At 32.9% G+C, this 23,259-nt stretch carries 18 protein-coding genes; 10 read left to right on the forward strand and 8 right to left on the reverse strand.

Annotation, left to right across the window (positions count from 1 at the left end; translation table 11 throughout):
• Positions 1-6 precede the first annotated feature (6 nt).
• Positions 7-1,560 carry an aldehyde dehydrogenase family protein gene (locus BXU10_RS08135; protein WP_078227944.1) on the reverse strand — a complete coding sequence of 518 codons (1,554 nt, stop codon included), beginning with the start codon at positions 1,558-1,560 and terminating at the stop codon, positions 7-9.
• Between the two features lie 169 nt (positions 1,561-1,729).
• On the opposite strand from BXU10_RS08135, the gene BXU10_RS08140 reads away from it, so the two are divergent.
• Positions 1,730-2,689, forward strand: a complete 960-nt coding sequence (locus tag BXU10_RS08140) for an MBL fold metallo-hydrolase (protein ID WP_078226911.1) — start codon at positions 1,730-1,732, stop codon at positions 2,687-2,689.
• Positions 2,690-2,774: 85 nt separating this feature from the next.
• Here the strand turns inward: BXU10_RS08140 and sufD are convergent, their stop codons facing one another.
• The 6 genes from sufD to BXU10_RS08170 form a co-directional block, all read right to left on the reverse strand.
• Positions 2,775-4,091, reverse strand: coding sequence for a Fe-S cluster assembly protein SufD (gene sufD, locus BXU10_RS08145; RefSeq protein ID WP_078226912.1), 1,317 nt, complete (start codon positions 4,089-4,091; stop codon positions 2,775-2,777).
• 115 nt (positions 4,092-4,206) lie between these two features.
• Complete coding sequence (locus BXU10_RS08150) at positions 4,207-4,575, reverse strand: four helix bundle protein (protein WP_078226913.1); 369 nt, start codon at positions 4,573-4,575, stop codon at positions 4,207-4,209.
• 50 nt (positions 4,576-4,625) lie between these two features.
• Positions 4,626-5,372: a Fe-S cluster assembly ATPase SufC gene (gene sufC / locus BXU10_RS08155; RefSeq protein WP_078226914.1), complete on the reverse strand. Its 747-nt coding sequence runs from the start codon at positions 5,370-5,372 to the stop codon at positions 4,626-4,628.
• A 13-nt stretch (positions 5,373-5,385) separates the two neighbouring features.
• Complete coding sequence (locus BXU10_RS08160; RefSeq protein WP_078226915.1) at positions 5,386-5,874, reverse strand: flavodoxin family protein; 489 nt, start codon at positions 5,872-5,874, stop codon at positions 5,386-5,388.
• Between the two features lie 7 nt (positions 5,875-5,881).
• Entirely contained in the window at positions 5,882-7,330 is a 1,449-nt protein-coding gene (sufB, locus tag BXU10_RS08165) for a Fe-S cluster assembly protein SufB (protein ID WP_078226916.1), read from the reverse strand.
• An 80-nt stretch (positions 7,331-7,410) separates the two neighbouring features.
• Entirely contained in the window at positions 7,411-7,740 is a 330-nt protein-coding gene (locus BXU10_RS08170; RefSeq protein WP_031454045.1) for an iron-sulfur cluster assembly accessory protein, read from the reverse strand.
• 515 nt (positions 7,741-8,255) lie between these two features.
• Here BXU10_RS08170 and BXU10_RS08175 point away from each other — a divergent pair.
• Positions 8,256-9,179 (forward strand): hypothetical protein, encoded by a 924-nt coding sequence (locus BXU10_RS08175; RefSeq protein ID WP_078226917.1) that lies wholly within the window; start codon positions 8,256-8,258, stop codon positions 9,177-9,179.
• An 82-nt stretch (positions 9,180-9,261) separates the two neighbouring features.
• Positions 9,262-10,119, forward strand: a complete 858-nt coding sequence (locus tag BXU10_RS08180) for an MBL fold metallo-hydrolase (protein ID WP_078226918.1) — start codon at positions 9,262-9,264, stop codon at positions 10,117-10,119.
• A gap of 66 nt (positions 10,120-10,185) precedes the next feature.
• On the opposite strand, the gene BXU10_RS08185 is transcribed toward BXU10_RS08180, so the two are convergent.
• Positions 10,186-11,493: a T9SS type A sorting domain-containing protein gene (locus tag BXU10_RS08185; RefSeq protein WP_078226919.1), complete on the reverse strand. Its 1,308-nt coding sequence runs from the start codon at positions 11,491-11,493 to the stop codon at positions 10,186-10,188.
• A gap of 174 nt (positions 11,494-11,667) precedes the next feature.
• Between BXU10_RS08185 and BXU10_RS08190 the strand changes: the two genes are divergently transcribed.
• The 7 genes from BXU10_RS08190 to BXU10_RS08220 all read left to right on the forward strand — a co-directional run bounded on the left by BXU10_RS08190 (position 11,668) and on the right by BXU10_RS08220 (position 23,217).
• Entirely contained in the window at positions 11,668-13,302 is a 1,635-nt protein-coding gene (locus tag BXU10_RS08190; RefSeq protein ID WP_078226920.1) for a S8 family peptidase, read from the forward strand.
• A gap of 88 nt (positions 13,303-13,390) precedes the next feature.
• Entirely contained in the window at positions 13,391-15,256 is a 1,866-nt protein-coding gene (locus BXU10_RS08195) for a M1 family metallopeptidase (protein ID WP_078226921.1), read from the forward strand.
• A 185-nt stretch (positions 15,257-15,441) separates the two neighbouring features.
• Entirely contained in the window at positions 15,442-16,233 is a 792-nt protein-coding gene (locus tag BXU10_RS08200; RefSeq protein WP_078226922.1) for a hypothetical protein, read from the forward strand.
• A gap of 36 nt (positions 16,234-16,269) precedes the next feature.
• On the forward strand, positions 16,270-18,000 hold the full coding sequence (locus BXU10_RS08205) for a DUF4280 domain-containing protein (protein ID WP_078226923.1): 1,731 nt from the start codon (positions 16,270-16,272) through the stop codon (positions 17,998-18,000).
• Between the two features lie 51 nt (positions 18,001-18,051).
• The gene (locus BXU10_RS08210; protein ID WP_078226924.1) at positions 18,052-20,496 is read left to right on the forward strand and encodes a glycoside hydrolase family 104 protein; all 2,445 of its coding nucleotides are present in this window, start codon (positions 18,052-18,054) and stop codon (positions 20,494-20,496) included.
• Between the two features lies 1 nt (position 20,497).
• Positions 20,498-21,598 carry a hypothetical protein gene (locus BXU10_RS08215; protein ID WP_078226925.1) on the forward strand — a complete coding sequence of 367 codons (1,101 nt, stop codon included), beginning with the start codon at positions 20,498-20,500 and terminating at the stop codon, positions 21,596-21,598.
• Positions 21,599-22,065: 467 nt separating this feature from the next.
• Positions 22,066-23,217: a serine protease gene (locus BXU10_RS08220; protein ID WP_078226926.1), complete on the forward strand. Its 1,152-nt coding sequence runs from the start codon at positions 22,066-22,068 to the stop codon at positions 23,215-23,217.
• Positions 23,218-23,259: the final 42 nt, after the last annotated feature.

Here is a 23,259-nt window from a genome sequence, read left to right on the forward strand (position 1 = left end):
TAAATACTATAAATCAAATTTAATACCCTGTGCCAATGGCAGGCTTGTGGTATAATTAATTGTATTTGTCTGGCGTCTCATATAGATTTTCCAGGCATCAGAACCGGATTCTCTTCCGCCTCCCGTTTCTTTTTCTCCTCCAAAAGCACCTCCAATTTCGGCACCAGAAGTTCCTATGTTGACGTTTGCAATTCCGCAATCAGAGCCTGTAACAGATAAAAATCTTTCTGCTTCACGTAAATTGTTTGTCATAATTGCAGAGGATAGCCCCTGAGCCACACCATTTTGTTTTTCGATAGCATTATCAACTTCACCCGAATATTTTATGAGGTATAAAACTGGAGCAAAGGTTTCATGTTGTACTATTTCAAAGGAGTTTTCTGCTTCGGCAATTGCGGGTTTTACATAACAGCCGCTTTCATAACCCTTGCCGGAAAGCACGCCGCCTTCAACTAAAATTGTTCCGCCTTCTGTAACAACTCTGTTCAGGGCTTTAGCATACATTTCTACAGCATGAATATCAATTAACGGTCCTACATGATTGTTTTCGTCCAGCGGATTTCCGATGCGTAATTGTTTATAGGCAGCAATCAGCGCTTCTTTTACTTTGTCATAAATACTTTCGTGAATAATTAATCTTCTGGTTGAGGTACAACGCTGTCCGGCAGTTCCAACAGCACCAAAAACAGCTCCGATTACGGTCATCTTAATATCTGCATCGGGAGTAACAATAATAGCATTGTTTCCTCCTAATTCTAATAATGATTTACCTAAACGTCCGGCAACAGCCTGAGCTACTATTTTTCCCATTCGTGTTGATCCGGTTGCAGAAATTAAAGGGATTCGGGTATCCGCGGTCATTAATTCGCCAATGGTAAAATCACCATTTACAAGACACGAAATTCCTTCAGGCAAGTTATTTTCTTTAATGACTTGTGCGATAATATTTTGGCAGGCAATTCCGCAAAGAGGTGTTTTTTCAGAAGGTTTCCAAACACAAACATCTCCGGAAATCCATGCCAGGGCAGTATTCCAGGACCAAACAGCTACCGGAAAATTAAATGCTGAAATGATTCCTACAATTCCTAATGAATGATATTGTTCGTACATACGGTGGCCGGGTCTTTCGGAATGCATCGTTAATCCGTGTAATTGGCGTGATAAACCAACAGCAAAATCACAAATATCAATCATTTCTTGTACCTCACCATAACCTTCCTGTAATGATTTACCCATTTCATACGAAACTAATTTTCCAAGAGCTTCTTTGTTTTGGCGTAATTTTTCTCCAAACTGGCGTACAATTTCTCCGCGTTGTGGTGCCGGAATCAAACGAAATGTCTTGAAAGCTTCAGTTGCTGATTGCATTACCTTTTCATAATCTTCAGCTGTTGAAGTTTTTACTGATGCAATTAATTTTCCGTCAACAGGCGAATAGCTATCTAAAATTTCTCCTGATGAAAAATTTTCTAAACCCGTTGAGGTTCCTTCATTTATAAATTTGATGCCCAATTTTTCCAGAGCTTCATTTATTCCAAATTGCGATGCTATTGTTGTCATTGTAACTTTTTTAGTTGAAATTGTGATATATTTATGTAAAGATATTATTTCGAAATGAATAATATCGATGTAATCAAAAGTAAATTTAGAGTTATTTGATATGATTTTCATAAATACACCACTATTTATTGAGGTTAATTAATGAAATTTGCAGTAATAAAATTATCATATGACTACTATAAAGACACTTTTGATTTGTTTCATTTTAATTTCAATGAATTCGATTGCGCAAAAACAGCAAAAATCGACTTTTCAGGTGGTTCCTTTGGGAGTAAAAGGAGGTATTGATGAAAAAAATCTTTCAGCTTATTTATTGGCACCCATCAATACAAAAGATTTTATTTGTCTGGATGCCGGGACTATAAATGCGGGGATAGAAAAAGCGATTGAAAATAAAGTATTCAAAATTTCAGCCAGTGAAGTATTACGAAAATATATTAAGGGATATTTGATTTCGCATGCACATTTAGACCATGTTTCAGGGTTGATAATTAATTCACCCGCTGATTCTTCAAAAACGGTTTATGCTACAAAACGATGTATGGAAATGATAGAAAATCATTATTTTAATGACCAGACCTGGGCTAATTTTGGAGATGAGGGACCTGGTTTTCATATTAAACGCTATCATTTTCAGACTTTAAATATTGGCGAAGAAACTCCAATTACCAATACGACTATGACTGTAAAATCTTTTCCATTGAGTCATGTGAATCCATTTGAAAGTACTGCTTTTTTAATTAGAAATAATGATACTTATGTTTTATATCTTGGAGATACTGGTGCGGATGCAGTAGAGAAAAGTAATAATTTAAAGGAGTTATGGACTGCAATTGCTCCATTAATTCAAAGCCAGCAATTAAAAGGTGTTTTTATAGAAGTTTCCTTCCCGAATGAGCAGCCGGATCAATTTTTATTTGGCCATCTGACTCCAAAGTATTTGATCAATGAACTTCATGAATTAGAGAAATTAGCCGGAAAAAATTCCTTGAATGGATTTAAAATAGTGGTTACACATTTGAAACCGCCAGGTAAAAACATTAAATTAATTAAAGAGCAATTAAAAAATCAAAATGATCTGGGATTGAAATTTATTTTTCCTCAACAGGGAAAACGATTTGAATTGTAATTAGGAAACTTTAAACGAAAGAATATATCATAAAAAAACCGACAAACTTAAAATTTGTCGGTTTTGCATTTATGGGAATAGGTTTCTACAAATCGAATCCTAAATTCACACCTAATTTCATAGCGATGATTTTAGTAATACGCTGTTTTAATTCCGGTATTTTTATGCTTTCGATAACAGCATTTGAAAATGCGTACATCAATAAGGCTTTAGCTTCTTTTTTTGGAATTCCTCGAGATTGCATGTAAAACATTGCAGTTTCGTCTAATTGTCCGATAGTACAACCATGAGAACATTTTACGTCATCAGCAAAAATTTCTAGTTGTGGTTTTGCATTGATAGTTGCTTTGTCACTCAATAGAATATTATTGCTTTTTTGAAAAGCATTCGTTTTTTGAGCTTCTCTGTCTACAAGGATTTTGCCGTTAAAAACCCCTGTTGAACGATCAGAGAATATTCCTTTATAATCCTGGAAACTCTCACAATTTGGCTGTGCATGATTTACTAAAGTATAATGATCAACGTGTTGTTTATCATTTAGAATTGAAATTCCGTTTAGAGTACTTGTCAATCTTTCGCCAAAGTGATAAAAGTTTAAGTTGTTTCTAGTTATATTTCCGCCAAATGAAAAAGTATGTACATAAACATGACTTTCTTGTTGTTGGGAAACATAAGTGTTGTCAACTAAGTTAGCTTCGCTATTATCATTCTGGATTTTATAATAATCAACAATAGCACGTTTTTGAGCGAAAATTTCTGTAACCGAATTGGTTAAAACTGGATTTTCGTTCAAACTTTGATGACGTTCAATAATTTGAACATGTGAATTCTCACCCACAATAATCAAATTTCTTGGCTGAACCATTAAAGCTGCTTCATTTCCTGTTGAGAAATACATAATCTCGATTGGTTTGTCGGCGACTTTTTTCTTTGGAATGTTGATAAACGCACCTTCAATTGCAAAAGCAGTATTTAATGAAGTCAGGCTGTCATCTTTGCTTGCAATCTGATTAAAGTAGGTATCAATAACCATTTTATATTTTGGTTTGGTCAATGCCGATGACATTAAACAAACATCGATTCCGTCATGTGTTGTAGAAGACAAATGCGAACTGAAAACACCATCTATAAAAACTAATTTATAAGTGTCAATTTCGTGTAAAAAGTATTTTTTTACCTGATTGAATTCGATTGCATTTTCCTGCTTTGGAAAAACCGTAAAGTCATTTTTTAAGATGGCATTTAGCGATGTATATTTCCAGGCTTCTTCTTTTTTGGTTGGGAAACCTTTATTTTCGAAGTTTTTTAAGGCATTTGTACGTATGTCATGTAAATCTGAATGTACATCAACACGCTCTTCAAAAGCCATAAAAGACGATACTAATTTTTCTTTTAAATCCATTGTTCTTTTTTAGTCTTAAAGTCGAAAGTCGAAAGTCGAAAGACTTTAGATTGTCGACTATTTTGTGATAACTCATAAAGAAAGCTGAATGTGTAAAATTTTTCAACTTTTGACTTTATAATTTTTGACTTAAATATTTAATAAAACCACTTATTAGTTTCGAAATTTCGGTTATCGATTCTAAAAGCATTTCAAATTCTTCTTTTATAATGTATTCTAAATCAAAAGCTAAATATAATTGAGATCTAACTTCTCCTGCAGATGCTTTGGCTATATATAAAAAGTAAATAAACTCTTTGTCTGTATTTCTCTCGAAACCTTCTGCAATATTTGATGATATAGAAAGTGATGCGCGTCTTATTTGTCTAACAAAATCAAAGTCTTTTTTGAAATTAGAATTTTCAGTAATCAAATATATTTTCTTATTGAAGATTCGAGATTTTTGCCAAGAATTTATTTCCTCAAAAGATCGGAACTTACTCATTTAGTTTTTGGACTTTATGACTTTAGACTTTAAAACTTTACGACTCAGAATTAATTTTCTGCTTTAATCCAGTCGTATCCTTTTTCTTCTAATTCGTATGCTAGTTCTTTTCCGCCAGATTTTACGATTCTTCCGTTGTAAAGAACGTGAACGAAATCCGGAACGATATAATCTAACAAACGTTGGTAGTGTGTGATAACAATAATAGCGTTTTTGTCGCTTTTTAATTTGTTCACCCCGTTAGCTACAATTCTTAAAGCGTCGATATCAAGACCAGAATCGGTTTCGTCAAGGATTGCTAATTTTGGCTCTAACATTGCCATTTGAAAAATCTCGTTTCTTTTTTTCTCTCCTCCGGAAAAACCTTCATTTAAAGAACGAGATAAAAATTTACGGTCAATTTCTAACAATTCAGATTTCTCACGAATTACTTTCAGCATTTCGTTTGCCGGCATTTCTGCCTGTCCGTTTGCTTTACGAGTTTCGTTGATAGCCGTTTTCATAAAGTTAGTTACGCTAACTCCAGGAATTTCTACCGGATATTGAAACGAAAGGAAAACACCTTTGTGTGCTCTTTCTTCAGGAGCTAAATCAGCAAGATCTTCTCCGTCCAGAATAACTTCTCCGTCTGTAACTTCGTAGTTTTCGTTTCCGGCAATAACTGCAGAAAGTGTACTTTTTCCAGAACCGTTTGGTCCCATGATGGCGTGTACTTCACCAGCTTTTACTTCTATGTTGATTCCTTTCAGGATTTCTTTATCACCAATTGCGGCGTGAAGGTTTTTTATTGATAACATTGTTTTTTTTATTTTATATAAATGTCAATTCTATTTTTGTTGTTTGGTTTAGGATGTTGGCATTAAAATGCGCATGTCCTAAATATTCCATGCCTAAATAATCGGCAGTTTTTTGAAACGGAATGTAAAAACTATCTTCAATTACATTATCGTGTGAATTTGTAATCACTCCAATTTTCTTTCCTCTTAGCTTTCTTCCGGTTTCTTTTTCAATTCGGATTAAATCTGAAATCCTGTCGAAAAAGACCTTCATAATACCGCTCATATTATACCAATAAATGGGCGTTGCAAAAATTAAAGTGTCGTACTGTTCGAGAATTCTTCTTATTAAAGGAAGAAAATCATCCCCTATATTTTTACTTTCGTAATCATAATAGGATATAGTATAATCACTTAAATTCACTACATCAAGGTTGTTTTCTTTAGAAATTTCATCCACAATTTTTGTTGTGTTTCCGTTTTTTCTTGACGAACCTAATATGATGACTTTTTTATTTTCCATCTTCAAATTATCCAACAGATCCTTCTAAAGAAATCTCTAATAATTTTTGAGCTTCAACCGCAAATTCCATAGGAAGTTTGTTCAAAACATCTTTACTGAAACCGTTTACAATTAAGGCAATCGCTTTTTCAGTCGGAATACCTCTTTGGTTGCAATAAAAAACCTGATCTTCTCCAATTTTACTTGTCGTTGCTTCGTGCTCAATTTTTGCCGATGGATTTCTACTTTCGATATAAGGGAAAGTATGTGCTCCACAATTGTTCCCCATTAAAAGAGAATCACATTGCGAAAAGTTTCTTGCATTTTCTGCTCTTGGCGAGATTTGCACTAAACCGCGGTAACTGTTTTGTGATTTACCAGCCGAAATACCTTTAGAAATAATAGTCGATTTAGTGTTTTTTCCTAAATGGATCATTTTTGTTCCGGTATCTGCTTGTTGGTAATTATTGGTAACGGCGATAGAATAAAATTCTCCTACTGAATTATCTCCTTTTAATACACAAGATGGATATTTCCACGTTACGGCTGAACCCGTTTCAACTTGAGTCCATGAAATTTTAGCGTTTGTTTCGCATAAACCTCTTTTGGTTACGAAGTTGTAAACTCCACCTTTTCCTTCTTTGTTTCCAGGGAACCAGTTTTGAACTGTAGAATATTTAATTTCAGCATCATCCAAAGCGATTAATTCCACTACAGCGGCGTGCAATTGGTTTTCATCACGACTTGGAGCTGTACATCCTTCAAGATACGAAACATAGCTTCCTTCATCAGCAATAACCAAAGTCCTTTCGAATTGCCCGGTTCCTGCCTGATTGATTCTGAAATAAGTTGAAAGTTCCATCGGGCAACGAACGCCTTTTGGAATATAACAGAAACTTCCGTCAGAGAAAACTGCTGAGTTTAACGCTGCATAGAAGTTGTCTTTTTGAGGGACAACAGTTCCTAAATATTTTTTAACTAATTCAGGATGTTCTTTAATAGCTTCAGAAATCGGACAAAAAATAATACCTTTTTCTCCCAGAGTTTTTTTGAAAGTTGTAGCCACAGAAACAGAATCGACTACAATGTCCATTGCGACATTGTTCATCATTTTTTGTTCATCTACAGAAATTCCTAACTTTTTGTACATTTCAAGAAGTTCCGGATCAACATCATCCAAAGTTTTGTTAGGATCTACTTGTTTTGGAGCTGAATAATAAGAAATGGCTTGAAAATCCGGTTTTTCATAACGGACATTGGCCCATTCCGGTTCGATCATTTCTTTCCAGGCACGAAAAGCTTCAATGCGCCATTCGGTCATCCATTCTGGCTCTTCTTTTTTAAGAGAAATAGCCCTTACAATATCTTCATTTAAGCCAATAGGAAAAGTCTCTGACTCTATATTAGTATAAAATCCGTATTCGTATTCTTTAGTTTCGAGTTCGATTTTTAAATCGTCTTCTGTGTATTTACTCATTTTTGATGTAAAGATTTAAAGATATAATTTTCAAAAAAATCAAATAATTATTCTTTATTAGTCTTGTTATTCTTTATTAATTATAGTGAGAATGATTCCCCGCATCCGCATGTTCTACTGGCATTTGGATTATTGAAAACAAAACCTTTTCCGTTTAATCCACCAGAAAATTCAAGAATTGTCCCGGCGAGATAGAGAAATGATTTTTTTTCAACAGCAATTTGTATATCATTGTCTACGAATACTTTATCGTCATCTCCTTTGGTTTTGTCAAATTTTAAATCATATGACAAACCAGAGCATCCACCGCTTTTCACACCTACACGTACATAGTCATGCGAAGCATCAAAACCATCGTCATTCATCAAATCGATGATTTTCTTTTTGGCTGTATCAGAAACTTTTATCATTGTTTTTATGTTTGTTATCTTTTCATTTTTCAATCAGGGTTTTAAAAAAAATCCCCCTTTTTAAAATACTGAATTTCAATGTCGAAATGAAATTATTTGCAAAGATACGACTTAAAAACCTTTTTCCATAACGCTTCACATTATTATAACAAATGTTAAAATAGATATAAATTATTTTGATTGGATGTTAGTGAGATTCATTATGATATACAAGATGTTTTTTTTAACAGGTTATAATTGTTTATAACCTGTTGGGTGAAATTGATTAAAAAAATTGATTTGATTATAAAAAGTATAAAATCGGGAGTAAAACATCATTTATAACTTAAGTAATTGATGTCATCCTGAGCGGAGTCGAAGGCTTTTGAACACGAAAGGGCTTCGACTCCGCTCAGCCTGACACTTATTTTTAATTTCATCCAACGGGTTGTTTGTATTAATTATATAAAAAGCGTACTTGTACTTACTTTTAGTAGTAAAATATCGCTATTTTTGCAGAAAATTAAAATAGCTTTATGAATAAATACAATAAGAGTTGGGCAATAAAAGCGATTATTGCAGTATTATTTGTCTTTGGATTTGGAATCACATTTTATATTTTTAGTAACACATCAACGAATAATTTTAGCTTATTTAATTCTGCTGAGAATAAAAATATGACTGAAATGGATCAAAAATCATTTGCCCAAAAAAGCATATTAGACTCCTTAAATACTTTAAAAATAGCTTATGATGAGGCTTTAATAGAAAAAACAGCTCTGTCACAAGAATTAGAACTTGAAAAGAAAAATGTTGAAAATTTAATGGAAATTATAAAGGCTTCAAAAAATCCTTCCTCTTCACAACTGCAAGTTTACCGAAAACAACTTTCTACTTTGAATATTTCGTTACAGTCAAAAGTTTCTGAAATCAAAAACCTCAAAGCCCAAAATAAAAACCTGTTGACAGAGATTGAAAATCAAAATTCAGCTATGTATCAGCAAAGAATCAAAAATGATACATTGGCATTACAGCGAAAAAAACTGGAATCAACTTTAAAGTCAGCTTCAAAATTAGAATTAAATAACTTTAAAGTTATAGCGCTTCACGAAAAAAAATCTGGAGAAGAACTGGAAACTGACAAAGCAAAAAGCACTAGTAAACTCAAGGCTAGTTTCTCCATTTCGGGAAATCCTGTAGCCAAGACAGGAAAAAGAGCTTATTATGTTCAGGTTTTAGATCAGAAAAATGCTGTTTTAGGCGCCGATAAGCTAATTGAATTTAGTAATGGCAAAGCTTTGGTTTATAGCTTTATAGTTGCAATAGATTTCCAGGGACAACCAGTAAATGTTTATGGAGTTTTAAATTCAGACGGAAATGGATTTACAAAAGGCACTTACTTTATTAATTTCTTTGATAAAAATGAAATCATTGCGAGTACTTCTATTACATTAAAATAATTATTTGTTTAAGTTTCGAATTGATATTTAGTAATAAAAATTGGATTTCTTAGCTTTGTCTAAATCTTAAGAATTCAAATTCATGAAACTTTATCCAATAGAATCAGGAAATTTTAAATTAGACGGAGGTGCAATGTTTGGCGTTGTACCTAAAACAATCTGGAATAAAACCAACCCTGCCGATGCTAATAATTTAATTGATATTGCGGCTCGTTGTCTGCTTATCGAAGATGAAAAACGTCTGATTTTAATTGATACCGGAATGGGGGATAAACAATCAGACAAATTTTTTGGTTATTATTCGCTTTGGGGAACTCACTCTCTGGATAGTTCTCTTTTAAAATATGGTTTTTATAGGGACGATATTACCGATGTTTTCATGACACACCTGCATTTTGACCATTGTGGAGGAAGTATACAATGGAATTCTGATAAAAACGGTTACGAACCTGCTTTTAAAAATGCCAAATTCTGGACAAATGAAAGTCATTGGGAATGGGCAACAAAACCGAATGCCCGTGAAAAAGCTTCTTTTTTGGCAGAGAATATTTTGCCGATGCAGGAAAGCGGACAATTAAATTTTGTTGAAAGACCTCAAAGTGATTTTGGTTTCTCAAAAGAATTAGGTTTTGATATTTACTATGTTGATGGTCACACCGAAAAACAAATGATTCCATATATTCAATATAAGGATAAAACGATAGTATTTTGCGCCGATTTGTTAGCGACTGCCGGACATATTCCGTTGCCTTACGTTATGGGATATGATACACGGCCCTTATTGACAATGCCGGAGAAATCAAAATTGCTAAATGCTGCTGCTGACAAAAATTATTATTTGTTTTTAGAACATGATGCACATAATCAAATTATAACGGTAGAACATACTGAAAAAGGAGTGAGGTTAAAAGACGTTTTTACCTGCGAGGATATCTTATAAAACATAAAAATCATATTTTCAAACTACTGAAAATATGGTTTTTGAATTTATAGTAACTTTCTGTTTTTATTCGATTATTATTTTTTTAACAATAGTTGCTCCTTCGTTTTCCAAATAAAGGTAATAAAGACCACTTCGAAGTCCTGCTAAATTAATGGTGTTATTATTTGAACCATTAGTAAACTTAGTTGTTGTTATTAGTTTTCCCAGTGTATCATATACAGTTGCTTTTTCAAGAACAGTATTGTCAATATGCAATTCTCCTTTTACAGGGTTAGGGTAAACAGCTATTTTGTCAAAAGTTGTTTCTTTTGTTCCTAAAGTAGAACAACTTAAACTATAAGTTGCAGTAGCATCTTTAAACATAGACCAGTTAGTATTTGAATAGGAAACATCATCTACGTCAATACAATTTAAACTGGGGTTCGATTTACAATTTAAATCTGTTAACAAAGAGTTTTTTCCGTTTTTTAAATTAAGACTTGTTAATTGGTTAGAATAACAATGTAACCTATCCAAAGCAACGTTTTTAGAAAAATCTAATGTTGTTAATTTATTAGAATGGCAATCTAAACTTTTTAAAGCTATGTTTTTAGAAAGATCTAATGTCGTCAATGATCCAGAAAAACATGATAAATTTTGTAAAGCGGTATTCATAGAAAGATCTAATGTTGTCAATGTATTGTAAATACACTGTAAATATACCAAAGCGGTGTTATTAGAAAGATCTAATGATGTTAATGGATTTGAATTGCAAGTTAATTGTATTAATGCGGTGTTTTTAGAAAGATCTAATGTTGGTAATTGATTATTATGACAAACAAAAATTTTTAAAGCAGTGTTTTCAGACACATCTACTGTTGCTAATTGATTATTATCGCAAGTTAAATTTTCCAAAAAAATATTTTTAGAAACATTTAATGTTGTCAACGAGTTATAGGAACAAGTTAAATCTTTCAAAGCTATGTTTTTAGAAAGATCTAATGTTATAAATGAGTTAGTATGACAATCTAAAGTTTCTAAAGCGGTATTTTTAGAGAGATCTAATGATGTTAATTGGTTTGATCTGCAATATAAATATATCAAAGCGGTATTTTTAGAAAGATCTAATGTCGTCAATTTGTTATAATGACAATGGAAATATTTCAAAGACACAAAATCCTGAATGCCCGTCAAATCAGTAATTGAACTATTTGAAACATCAAGAGAAGTTAATTTGTCAATATTACTAGTAAGCACCTGACCATCGGTAGTTCCGGAATCAATACCAAGAGCAATCAATTTGTTTTCAAAGTTAACATCCGGGATAGAAGTGTATTGAGCATAAATTGAAAAATTCACAAAAAATAGTAATAAAAGTAGTTTTGGCTTCATAAAGTAATATTTTAAGATTTGAAGGTGCAATTATACAAATTTATAAGCTATTTTCTTATTTTAAAATGTTCATTGTATTTTTAAAATTCATAACACAGTGTTAACAGTTAGTTTTTTGTAACAAAAAAGTATAATTTAGTCCCATCTTTAACTTTTACATTAATATATAGATACATGAGTCATATAAAACCACTCAATTTATCTGCTTTTGCATTCCTTGTTTTAGCAGGTTGTGGAGCTACTTTGCAAGCGCAAGTTTCAGCTCCGAAAGAATTTATTACTGCTCCTTTAACGATTGTTAAAAAAGCACCGGTAACTGAAAATGAATTAAAAAGATGGAGTCATCTTGATTTAATCAAAGATTCTATTCCGGGAATGAGTGTAGACAAGGCATATGCTGAATTACTACAAGGAAAAACAGGTAAAAAAGTAATTGTTGGAGTCGTAGATTCAGGAGTTGATATTGAGCATGAAGATTTGCAGGGAATGATTTGGACAAATCCAAAGGAAATTCCGGGCAACGGAATCGATGATGATAAAAATGGATATATTGATGATATTCACGGATGGAATTTTCTGGGAGATGTAGTCAATGAAAACCTTGAAATGACCCGTATTGTTAAAAAAGGCGATGACGGTTCTGAACAATACAAAAATGCTTTGGCACAATATACTGAAAAATACGACAAGGCTTTAAAAGATAAAGAACAAGTCGATTTTTTGCTGGATGTTCACAATACTATAAAAGCGGCTTTAAATAAAAAAACTTATAAAGCTGAAGATCTGAATACCCTTACCTCTACTGATCCGAAAGTGGCGAGAAGTAAGATGGTAATGATGCAAATTTTTACCAATGCCGGACCAACTTTTGACCCTGAAGCTGAATTAGAAGATTACAGAGAACAAGTTTATAACGAACTGAATTTCAATTTAAACAAAGATTTTGACGGAAGAAAAGTTTTAGGGGATAATGCTGATGATATCAAAAGCACTAAATACGGAAACAATATTGTATTTGGCCCGGACAAAGAAAAAGCACTTCACGGAACCCACGTTGCCGGAATTATTGCGCAAATTCGTGGTAATAATTTAGGTGGAGACGGAGTGGCTAACAACGTAGAAATTCTGACCGTAAGAGCCGTTCCGGATGGAGATGAATATGACAAAGATATTGCTTTGGCAATTCGTTATGCTGTAGACAATGGAGCAAAAGTAATCAACGGAAGTTTCGGAAAAAGCTTTTCTCCACATAAAAAATGGGTGTATGACGCTATAAAATATGCAAAGAAAAAAGATGTTTTAATTGTTCATGCTGCAGGTAATGACGGTTATAATATCGATGAAAAACAAAATATTAATTATCCTAATGATTCTGAAGATAACAGTAAAGAATTTGCAGATAATCTAATAACAATTGGAGCTATTAATAAGGCTTATGGACAAAATGTAGTTGCTAATTTCTCTAACTTCGGAAAATTAAATGTTGATGTTTTTGCACCGGGTGAAGAAATTTATGCTACAGTTCCAAACAATAAATATAAGTATTTGCAGGGGACTTCAATGGCATCTCCAAATGCTGCAGGAGTTGCGACTTTAATTCGTTCTTATTATCCTAAATTAAAAGCTTCACAGGTAAAACAAATTTTGATGGATTCCGGAGTTGCTCTTCCTGTTAAGGTTGTATTAGGTGAAAATTCAGATCCAAATCAGGAGCCTGTTGCGGTTTCATCTGCTGAATCATCAAAAACAGCTAAAATGGTCAATGCTTATAATGCTTTACTATTGGCCGAAAAAATGTCTAAAAAATAAAAGCTAAAATTTTAAAAACTTAAATTACAAGTTTACAGAAAAGATTTTTTTGTAAGCTTGTAATTTTTTAAATACCACAGCAATTCAAATGAAAAAAATTATTTTACTATATTTTTTAAGTTTAAGTTTCCATACTTCTTTTGCTCAAAGTACTTCTTACTGGCAGCAACATGCCGATTATAAAATGGAAGTAACGATGGATGTTAAAAACTATCAATACAAAGGAAAACAAGAATTGGTTTACTCCAATAATTCTTCTGATACTTTAAAAAAAGTATACTATCATTTATTTTTTAATGCTTTTCAGCCTGGAAGCGAAATGGATGCCCGTTTGCATTTTATAAAAGATCCGGACGGAAGAATGGTAACTAAGATAAAAGGAGCTGACGGAAAAGAGGTAAAACAAAGCCGTATTGAATCTTTGAAACCAAACGAAATTGGATTCTTAAAAATTACCAACTTCAAACAAGATGGAGTTGTTGCTCAGACAAGAGTTTCAGGAACCATTTTAGAAGTAACTTTGGCTAAGCCAATTTTACCAAGTTCTAAGTCCACTTTTACATTAGATTTTGATGGACAGGTTCCGGTTCAGATTCGTCGTTCAGGAAGAAATAATTCTGAAGGAGTTGAACTTTCAATGTCGCAATGGTATCCAAAATTAGCCGAATTTGATTTTGAAGGCTGGCACGCCGATCCTTACATTGCAAGAGAATTTCACGGCGTTTGGGGTAATTTTGATGTAAAAATCACTATTGACAAAGATTACACGATTGGAGGTTCAGGATATTTACAGGATAAAAACTCAATTGGTCACGGTTACGAAGATGAAGGCGTAAAAGTAGTTTATCCAAAAAAGACCAAGACTTTAACATGGCATTTTATCGCACCAAACGTTCACGATTTTACCTGGGCAGCTGACAAAGAATATACCCATGATATTGTAAAAGGACCAAATGATGTCGATTTGCATTTCTTCTACAAAAACAATCCAAAAACGACAGAAAACTGGAAACAGTTAGAGCCTTTAATGGTAAAAGTGATGGATTATTACAACCACAGAGTTGGTCAATATCCGTATAAACAATATTCATTCATTCAGGGCGGAGATGGCGGAATGGAGTATGCCATGTGTACTTTGATGTTAGGAAACGGAACTCTTGAAGGTATTCTGGGAACAGCTACGCACGAATTGGGTCATTCCTGGTTTCAGCACATCTTAGCTTCAAACGAATCAAAACACCCGTGGATGGATGAAGGTTTTACAACTTACATTGAAGACAGTGCTTTGAATGAATTAGCCGGAGATAAAAAAGTTTCAAATCCGTTCAAAGGAAATTATGCGGCATATTATCAACTGGTAAATTCCGGTAAAGAACAGTCTCAGACCACACACGGAGACCGTTATGACGAAAACCGCCCGTATAGCATTTCATCATATGTTAAAGGAAGTATCTTTTTATCACAATTAGAATATGTGATTGGAAAAGAAAATGTAGATGCAACTTTAAAAAGATATTTCAACGATTTTAAATTCAAACACCCAACTCCAAATGATATCAAAAGATCTGCTGAAAGAGTTTCCGGGGCAGAATTAGACTGGTATTTGACAGATTGGGTACAAACAACCAATACGATTGATTACGGAATAAAAGAAGTTGTTGATAATTCAGGAAAAACAACCGTTACTTTAGAAAGAATCGGAAGAATGCCAATGCCAATTGATTTAAAAGTGGATTATACAGATGGCACTTCTGAGACGTTCTATATTCCGTTACGAATGATGAATTTCATTAAACCAAATCCAAACGAAAAAAGAACCGTTTTGGACGACTGGGCGTGGGCACAATCAAATTACAGTTTTACAATTGATAAAAACAAAACGGCAATCAAAAAAATCACAATAGATCCGAGCGGATTAATGGCTGATACAAAGCCTGCCAATAATGTTTTTTAAGTGAAATAGAGATTTATAAATTAGTTTATTAAAGAAGCCAAAGTTAGATTTATTTCTAGGTTTGGCTTTTTTGGTTTTAAATATAAGTATTGGATTATAATTTTGCTCAAAAATAAATATTAAATAATAAAATTACTACAAATTTAATTTAATTTTTTACTTTTGGCTCAAAATTTACAAGCCCCATGAAATCTGATATCAAATATAATTTTAGAGTTACCAATTCAATCAATTTTGAATTATTTGAACAAAAGTCTACTGCTACCAGCAACTACGAAATTGAATTTGAAAAATTAGAAGCTAAAAATTTTAAGATTGAAGTAAGACGAAATGGCTTTAGAATAAATGAAAAAAAGATAGATTTAAAGTTTGAAAAAGTCGCTTATGAATATCAAAAAGCAATTTTTCCTGTTTTGTTTGATGTGAAAGAGGGTAGCTTTTTACTCGCTAATTTTCAGGAAATATCAGATAGAATCTCCTTAAAAGATGAAGAACTTTCTTTACAGTATGAGGGTCATGGATTTCAATACATTCGGAGTCAATTTTTAGATAACGTTGCCAAAGATGGTTACGCAATGACCAACTACTTCTTTTCTTTGGGTTTGATGAAAGTAGTAATGCTTTGTTTTCAGGAAACAGAAAATTTAGAACAATATCAATTTCAATGGGATATTGTTCCTTTAGAAACCACCTTATCCTGGAAAGGAAAAGGCGTATTGAATTCGGATACAAATATTTTGAAATACTACGGGCAAGAAGCTCAAACCGAAAATCTTTTTGAGAAAATCAAAGCGTATGGTATTGCAAACAAATATCTTCAGGAGTTAAGCGATCAAGCTGCCCTAATTACAACAAGGGTTACTAACGAAACTCAGTTTGTAACCACAAAACTTGATTTTGAGCGCTCTGAAACAGAGATAAAAATCAATAATCCGTATTTTAATTATCAGGAAAAATTATCGATCAATCGCAATTAGTAACGAGTTTATTATTTAACTAATAAATAAAATAAAATGAGTACTGCCATACCTTATTTAGTAAAAAAAGGAGATACATTAGAGACTATTTCGTCAGAATTAGGAATAAAAGATTCGTATGATTTACGCACGTATCATAATATGAATAGTGAAGTAAAAGACGGGCTTGGTGCTGATGCAGTCGAAGGGAAAACACTATTAACGCCTCCACAAGAAAGAATCGACGCTATGAACGCAAAGCGGGCAGATAGTGAAGAGAAAGATAAAGCAGCCAGTGATAAACAGGAAGAGGAGAAAAAAGAAGAAGAAAAGAAAAAAGAAGAGGAGAAAAAGGAAGCTGCCAAAAGCGAACATGATGATAAATATTTTGTCGTACATGGAGCAACATGTGCTTGTAATCAGGCTGAAAATCCTAAACAAACAGCAAAATTATTAGTTACATCGCATCAAAAAGTAGTTCTTAATGATGAGGACAAGAAATTTTTTGCCACAGAAGCAGATAAAACATTTGATCCTGCAGCAGCTACTTTTGGTAAATGTAAACTTCAGCCTTCTTCAAGCGGATATTTACCCTGCACACTTAGTCCGGCTCCGAAATGGAGTAAAGTATACGAGAAAACACAGATCTTGGGTAATAAAGCGCTAACAGAAATCTCTACTTTACAATGTACGATTGGCGGTAAAATTGAAATAGTAAAGCATGGACAAACCAACAGTGTCATGAAAGAACACGCCGAGAATACCAACCCGGCAGCATTGGCTCTTATAAATCCGGCTGTAAAAAAACCTGCTTTGGAAACAGCTTACCCAAGCGTTTCGGGTATAACATTAAAAAGTTTAGAAAATTATCCGGATTTTAAACCTGTGTCCTCTTCAGAAGGCAAAAAGGTTGAACAGCTATTTGTACGTCCCAATACGGAATGTAGTTTTGAGGCCAAAGTTAAAAAAGGTAATCTTGCCCTGACCTCCTGGGTAATTTATGAAGGACATACAGGTGATAAAGACAAAAAACTATTTACTAGTGAACAAGTTGGAACTAATTTTAAAAACAGTTTTCCAGCATTAGGCAAATATCGTGTTGAAGGATATGGTAAACCCAAAAAAGAAGATTTCGAAAAAGGAAAATATGATAAAAACGACCCGGATTGTTCTATAGACATTGAAGTAGTTTATAATAAACTTGTTGGAAACGAGTTGAAACCTATAGATGGAGAGAACTTTACAAAATCTGTGAATGGAAAAATACGTATAAGACAAAATTTCCCAGTTACTTTTTCTGCAAAGTTTTTGATGCCGCCAACAAATGATGAGCTTGAACGTTTAAAATTATATGCTACAGATGCTTCAGGAAATATTATAAAATCACTAAAATTAGATAATAGTGTTTCTTTTACTCCAATAAATACAAAGGCACAATATAAAATTATAGCAGAGTATAAATTAGATTCTGGAGAAGTAAATACGCAAAGTTTTATTGCAGAAACAATGGCTAATTCAGTATCGGGAATAAGTCATAATGCTGAGGTAATCAGACCAGGAACTCCAATGTCGTTTTCTGTAAAAGAAGGGGCTTTTAGTTATTATATTCCGAATGATGAAATAGCTAATGAAGCTATTAATAATGAGTTAAAAGAAGTAAAGTGGAATTTAAACGGACGCCTTATCGGTGCCGGAAAAACTATCGTTATACCCGGACATGAGTTTATTCGAAAAGAGAAATATGTTGTTGAAGCCTATGTAATGAAAGCCAATGCATATGGAACATAAGCCATTGATGAGGAAGACGACTGGCGTTTTGAAGTAAAAGATAATGACGTTATGGCTTTTAGTTATGTAGAAGTTCCCAAGGTAGGTAAAACCACTCAGTTAGTCGCTGAATCTTTTGTAATGCCCAATTTGTTAGACAACGAGTTAATATCATGGAAAACCACCATACCACACAAAACGATAGATAAAAAAACAATATCGATAATCCCTTCCGTTGCCGGAAAGCAAAACATAAAATGCAGTATTAATAATGGAACAGGAGTAACATTAAGTATTGATGTTAAACAGGGCAAAGTACTTGGAATGTTTTTTACAGACAGTAATGGTATCGAGATCGAAAAATCAAGTTGGCTTCAAACAGTAAATATCTGGGTTAAGCAGGAAAATCTGGTAGGAGAAGATTTAACGATAGAAATTTGGGACAATGATGCATTTGAAAATGATTATTGCAAAGTTATCAATGTTCCTAAATACGACGGAAATCTTATTCCGTTTACTTTAGATAGTTATGTGAGAGGCAAAGCAGGAGATTGGGGAATGTTATTTGTGAAAATTGCAGTGCCAAAACTAAAACTAGCCAACGCTAATAACGTTTTTGAATCTAAAAACCACTTGAATGTGGAGGATAAACGAGAGATTTATTCGGCACATATTGGTACTCAGGATGGAAAAGACAGACATTATCATGTAGATTATGATAAGATAAGTTATTTTTACGGTAAATCGAGAGGAATAAAAGAAAACGAAAAATTAAAAATCACAATTTACAGTAAGGGTAAAAGTCTTTTCGAAATTCCTTCTTCTGAAGTTAAAGTAGATAAGAGCGGTGCAATACAAGCAACCGTAAAATGGGAGAAAATAAATCCAAAACTATCCATGTGTATTGTTTATGCTGTTGTGCAAGACAGCCATGGTGAGATTTTGTACAATGGAGCAAGATCCGCTACGGGAACTATTGCTGTAACCAAAAAAAGCGCTTTGTTAGGATTGGCGGAGTATAAAAGTGCTGTTTTGGTGGGGGGCGAGAGTTTAAACAATCAAAGCAGTAAAGATAATAAATATGGGGTTTGTGAGAGTGAGGCAAGAGTTCGGGCATTTATGAGGATGTTGAGAGTAGGTGAAGGAACCCAAGACGAAGGAGGGTATAAAAGATTATTTGGCGGAGACGATTTTACAGCTGTTCCTCATAATAAAAATATGAGTAAGCATCCGCAAATTGTGATATCACAAAGTGGTTATTCGTCATCAGCCACAGGAGCCTATCAAATTAAAGGTGATGTTTATAATGAATTAATAAGCAAACAAGGAAGTTTCTATGATATTAATGGATTCGATGAAGAAACTCAAGATAAATTGTGTTTGGCAATTTTAAAACATAATTACTTGTCAAAAAGGCCATTAACATTCTTTAATCCAAAAAGAGACAATGGACAAATTAACACTGAAAAGAAAGAACAAAGAAAGATTTTTGAAAATGCTTACGGAGATATATTGCAATTAATTATTGATGGAAATCTAGAAAAAGCAGCATTGATTGCTAGTTTATGTTGGGCTAGTTTACCTGGATCTCCTTATGGGCAGCCTACTCATTTGAAAACATTTGCTGAGGTTAAAACAAAATACGAAGAGTTTTTAAAAGAAGAGTTAGAAGCAAAAAGTAAAGCACTGCATCTTAAAAAAGGATTTTTAAGAGAATTTGGATATGTTAATTGTATTCCTTTCAATGCTCCTGATGGTATTGTGACTTATCGCGTTTATGAGAATGGAATTATAGAAAAACACATTCCAAAGAGGATAAAAACCGGTTTTGAAAATAAATATAAATATATTTACCATGGTTCTAAAAATGTACAAAATGAAATATGTTTTGTAGAATGGAATGAAACAATTCAGAAAAAAAACGGACAAAGATTTAACAATAAACCAACTCATAGTCCTATAGCGTCAGAAGTTGACGTTGTTGAAGGACAAACAAGAAAGAGGGTTAAGTATGAGAATGATGATATAGCTGAATATGGATCCAATGAGGGACAGAGTTTTTGGAATTTGTACAAATGTGCTGAAGGTAAACCAAAAATTGAAGTTGTAAGAATGCCTGATAGCTTAAATTATCAAAAAAATGGGGTAATAATTGCATATGCATTCAGCGATACACAAAGACGTTATACATCGCCGGGTGCTTTGGCTGGGTTTATTGGTGCTTTGGCTGAATGTGGTTATACTAATGTAAAAACTACTGGTAGTTGCTTTAAAGAAGCTTCTTGTTTCCCGAGTGTATCTCATGTTAATGGAAAGAGTATAGATACACAATACCTTGATGATAGTGAAAAACAGAAGAAGATTATTGCGTCAATGAAAAATTTTAAATTTAATATACAGATTACTGGTACGGATTCGACACACTCTTATGCAGGTACAACTCATGACCCACATCACAATAGTCACTTGCATTCTGGCTTTAATGAACCAGCAGTTTTAATTGTAAAAGAAAAATAATATGAAAAATAATAAATCATTCCTTTTAATCATTTTAGTATTCCCTTTTTTATTATCATGTAAAAAAGTAGATAATCTATCAGCAAATATGCAATCTATAGATTCAACAAAAGTAATCGAAGAGACATATAAAATTTCAGACAGTTTATTTATTGGTGAACCATTGGTAAAGGATGCTGAGTTTATAAGAAATGTAGAAGCAGGAGGTGATAATTATCGCTATTTTGAACAATTTGGAAATGTTTTAAAGGCACATAATAAGAAATATGTAAACTATAAAAGTAATGGCTTCATAAAAACATTAAAAGTGTCTGATAAATTCACTTTAGAACTTAAAAGAAAAAAATACATCCCAAAAAACAAAAACAGTGACATCCAAATTGTATTATTTACAAAGATTAACAATGTTATTAAAGATTCTATTGTTTTTTATAAGTACCAGTTAGATCCGGATTTTCCTAAAGAACAGCGATTCGAAACCTTGGCTTTTTTAGACAATAACTTAGAGATTTTTAAATTAGAATCTTATAGCGGATTATCTGAATTTGCATTTCAAGCTGAAAAATGGGAAAAGTTTAAAATAAACAGTTCCAACGGAAAGATTGAATTAATAAAGAAGTTAAATTATAAAGACTCAGCAAATACAATTTCTGATAGTAAAGAAACTAATACTGAAGTAAGTGAAGTAAGCACTGTCACTGCCGAGATATTTCCTTTTGAAGATAGTGCAGCAAAATGGAAACTTACCTGTGATAATTCCAATCCACAGAAGAATGTTTATTTTGAAAAACACGAAGCTAACTTTGTTTTTTCATATTCTGATGGATTTAGAATTGTATTAATTGTCAGAAAAATAAATGATAAAGAATACGGTCTATACTATAGTTATCCGCCCTTCTTTCCAGCACCAAAAGATATGGATTTTGAAAATTATGCAACAACAAAACCTTGCGCTACCTTTAATTTGATAAACACTTCAAAAATTGAATTTACATGGCATGGTTTTTATAATAAAAAAACTAATAAAAAGGAACGCCTAAATAACCCATTCACTCAAAAAATAGAGACAGAGCCGATTATTTTAGAGAAATGTAGTTCGTAATTTTTTATTCAAATAAAAACATAAATGATTTTATAAGACATTAGTTAATTGAAGTTATATGATTCTGAATGTGTCAAGTTTAAAATAAACAACGAGATTTAACTCAAATGCTCAATCATATCCTGAGTCATCAGTTCCGAATCAAGAATGTTTCAATTCCCAGTCTTTTCTCGAGTGAGCTTCATCAATACTTGCCAATCAATTGTCTGCGATTTTCTGATGGTAATTATGATTGTAACCTAAGAGATTATCTTTTGATCTAATTATTTAACATCAAGAGTAGCTAGCCCAAATGTTTTTACAGATAGTAATGGTGTTGAAATCGAAAAATCAGGTCTACAATAGTATTTTTATTAATATAATTTAACAATTAAATTACTACCTTCGGACCGTAAAAAATGGCAAATATCAATAATTTTGTCAATTGACACTCTAGAAACATATTAATAAAAATTACCTATTTACAAATGAAAATTAGAAAAATCGGAACCAACAATGATTTACATGACGGCAATAATAAAAAAAGAAATCTTTACAAAATTATTTTCGCTTCGATAATCATTCTATCAACAGCAACTTTTTTTGGTTTTAAATATTTTAAAAAGCCACCTGCTACTATTTGTTTAGACTCAGATACAAAAATATACGACGAATATAAAGGTGCAGTTGTGCTGATAAAACACAGTTATGGTTATTTTGCAAAAATTAAAGGAAAAGAAATTCAGCTTACTACTGAGGATGCAAAAGAAGAAACGGTTTTCGGAACAGGTTTTTTCGTAGACAGAGATGGAAAAATACTGACTAACAGCCATGTTTTACAGCCATGGAATTCATCAAATGAAGAGCAGGAAAAAACAAATACTACTATAAGAAATCTAGGATTGAAAATTGCTTCAATTCTTACTACTGATGTTTCAGAAGAGGAGTATCAAAGTTTTATAGAAACAAACTGGAAAGTTGCATCTGCTTATGACGAAAGTGAAGGCGAAGGTGATTATGAAGGTGAAGGCGAAAGTGAAGAAACAAGCCAAGAGCCAGCGGGTGAAGAATTTGTTAGTTCAAATGATACACAAGAAGATACAACAACAGTAACAACAGATATTGCAGCTGCTATTCCGGTTAAAGAATACGTATCGAAAGAAGATATTGAGGTATATGTAAAAACGATAGATATTGCGGTAGCACTTCATGATTCAGATAACCAATGGCTTAGTTGCGAGATCGAAAAAATTTCAGAAGATACCAATATTGATTTAGGTATTGTACGACTAACAGATCATAAAACCCCGGAAAGTGTTGTAAACATCATCAATCTTGACAATGCAGTCGAGGATGACGCTTCTTTAAATCCGGGACAAAAAGCAATAATGGTGGGCTATCCTTTAGGAATGGATTTGGCAAAGACAAATTCAGGTATAAAAGTGCAGCTTTATGATGGTAAAATAAGTAAAGAATCAGACGGGAATAAAATTCAATACAGTATCACTTCGACACATGGTGCAAGCGGTGCACCAGTATTTAATGAATGTGGTCAGTTGATTGCGGTCAATTTCAGCGGAGTAGATGAGGTACAGGGTTTTAATTTTGGAATTGTTGCTAAACATATTCGCACTTTCTAATTAGAACCTATTAAGAATTTATTAGTTTTTCTCCTTTGTAAT

The organism is Flavobacterium sp. LM4, assembly GCF_002017935.1.
In the GTDB taxonomy this organism is placed as follows: Bacteria; Bacteroidota; Bacteroidia; order Flavobacteriales; family Flavobacteriaceae; genus Flavobacterium; species Flavobacterium chungangense.